The following is a 2181-nucleotide window of genomic DNA, read 5'->3' as shown; positions in this document are numbered from 1 at the left end:
GCCGGTACCACCAGTACAAACTCCTATATCGCCATGAGCAACGGTGCAAATGAATTAACGGTGGAAGTGGGGGCGCTGGACTGGTTTGCAAAAAATGCCGCCGGGATTGAGAATAAAAACACGTTTAATCCGGCAGCCTATTGTAAAGCGGAGATGACACTGGTTGATTACGATAATGACCGGGTGGTGAACCTTGCCACACTGGATATCCGCATCAATGAACAGGGCCAGCCGGAGGCGTACCGTAATAATGTGCCGGATAAGACGGTTATTTTTAAAGAAACCACTGCTCACCCGACCGAGTTGGTTACAAAAAATAAAGCAACTTCCGGAAATATAAACAGACGAGCTTATCCGGATAATATGACCCTTTATCAGTTTACACAGTCTTTTACAGTTTCCGGTCTGCCGGACTGGCAGTGGGTACATTCGGAGTCGTATACCGGCAGTCCGGAGCAGATTGCTCTGCTGAAAGAGGCCTACAGCGAACTGTGGCTGGCGTTAAAAAACAAAGACATTAAGAAGGTAAGAAAACTTCACACCCCGGCGGCTGAAGCCTGGGCTATCACCACGCAAAGTACAGCAGACAGAATTCTGGACTCTCAGCGCTACAATACCATCTATGATGAAAAACATGCAGAAATGAAGACGATAGACTGGGACAACTTTTATATTATTTCGATGAATAACGGCAAAATGGTGCGGATGGTTTATAAGGAAACATTACGGTTTTCACCGGTGGGGGTAAGTTATATTGACGGGGATGGTGATAAATCGTCATACTTTTTTTCCCCGATATTCTCACTGGTAAACGGAAAGTATATTCCGGTTATCTGACCGGCGGCTGATATTTTCCGGTCACACACCGGGGTAATTTTGCTCCGGTGTGTTGGTATGGCCGTTGATGTAATTCTGATGTGGCAGAACAGCGTATGATCGTATTTTTATGATTTTTAGCATTATTTCTCAATGTTAAATAATGTTGTGGTTTCTCTTGTTTATTATTTGGTGTGTAAATGTTTGATTATTTTTTAGATGGTATTAAAAATTGTATTAATTTTTCCGGGTTAGCAAACAGACCACAGTTTTGGTATTTTCAGCTTGCGTCAGTTATTATCGGTATCGTCGTTGGAATATTTGAATTTTCAATTGGTACTGAGGTTATTTCTGATGTTTTATCGCTGCTTTTACTTTTGCCGGGATTGTCACTGGGTGTGCGCAGATTACGGGATGCTGATTTTTCACCATGGTTACTGTTAATAGTTTTCATTCCTTTATTTGGCATTATTGCATTAATCGTATTATGGTGCATGCCCTCTAAATTATCGCGTCCGGCGCAGATTTAGTTGTTGTGATTTATCATCCGATGCCCGCCGGTGATTTTATCGTGTATTTCTTCTGATGTTGAAAAACCGAAGGTTACGGCAGGGTGTTTGATGAATGTTTATGAGCAGGAGACCGCGTGTTAGTTTTTTTCTTCTCCGGAACGCCTGATACGGTTACCGATTGTAATCCGCCTGCCATGGCGCGGTTGGTAACAGAGCCATTAAAGAATGGATTATTAATAATGAATTACCGAAAGCTAAGTCTGACCATAAGTTTACGCCGGGTTCAGCGGGGGCTGATATTGTCCGCCGGATTATTGCTGAGCGCTCAGCTTCACGCAGAGGAAGCAATGAAAACAAATTATACGGTGTCATTTAACGCCAATGATGCGCTCTGTCTGGTCAAAGTCAATGACATGCTGGTGACGGATAACGGCGGTATGGGTAAAGGGCAGCAGACGCTGGGTCAGACGGTCAGTTCGTACCTGCAGAACGGGCAGAATACCCTGAGTATTGCAATGCTACCTAAAACATATGAGGGGGATGATAAACTGCCGGATGATATGTGGTGCTCGGCGAAGATACAGGATACACGGCAGGACGGAACCGATGAATACGTGGCGGCGGTGAAGCTGATTGTCCGTGACGGTAAGATTACGCCGGACACCGGTTATTACACCGGACAGTATACGTCCTTTGGTGACAGTCCGAGAGCAAAGGGTGCGGAAGATGATGCCATCGAAGTATTACAGACGTTCCGAGCGGAGGATTTACAGGAGTGGCCATGGGTTAATGCAAGGCCGGTGACTGAAGATGATATCCCTGCCGTTAAAGCATTTTATGAAGCGTTACACAA

Annotated in this window: 2 protein-coding genes and 1 pseudogene; all 3 read left to right on the top strand. The window is 44.8% G+C overall.

Annotated features, from left to right (window positions below):
• The coding region (locus ACF8OF_RS20075) for a hypothetical protein (protein ID WP_392497501.1) at positions 1 to 837 on the top strand (837 nt) is incomplete at its 5' end.
• A gap of 179 nt (positions 838 to 1016) precedes the next feature.
• Positions 1017 to 1346, top strand: coding sequence for a DUF805 domain-containing protein (locus tag ACF8OF_RS20070; RefSeq protein WP_392497499.1), 330 nt, complete (start codon positions 1017 to 1019; stop codon positions 1344 to 1346).
• Positions 1347 to 1675: 329 nt separating this feature from the next.
• Positions 1676 to 2181: pseudogene (locus tag ACF8OF_RS20065) on the top strand (hypothetical protein); the annotation flags it as partial.

Origin of the sequence: Morganella sp. TYF_1 (genome assembly GCF_043105645.1) — a bacterium.
GTDB classification, from domain to species: domain Bacteria; phylum Pseudomonadota; class Gammaproteobacteria; order Enterobacterales; family Enterobacteriaceae; genus Morganella; species Morganella morganii_B.
This window is presented reverse-complemented; position numbering and strand designations above follow the sequence as displayed.

Bases quoted from the DNA above. Each gene is read 5' to 3' on its own strand.
- ACF8OF_RS20070 (WP_392497499.1), top strand. From the start codon at position 1,017: ATGTTTGATTATTTTTTAGATGGTATTAAAAATTGTATTAATTTTTCC.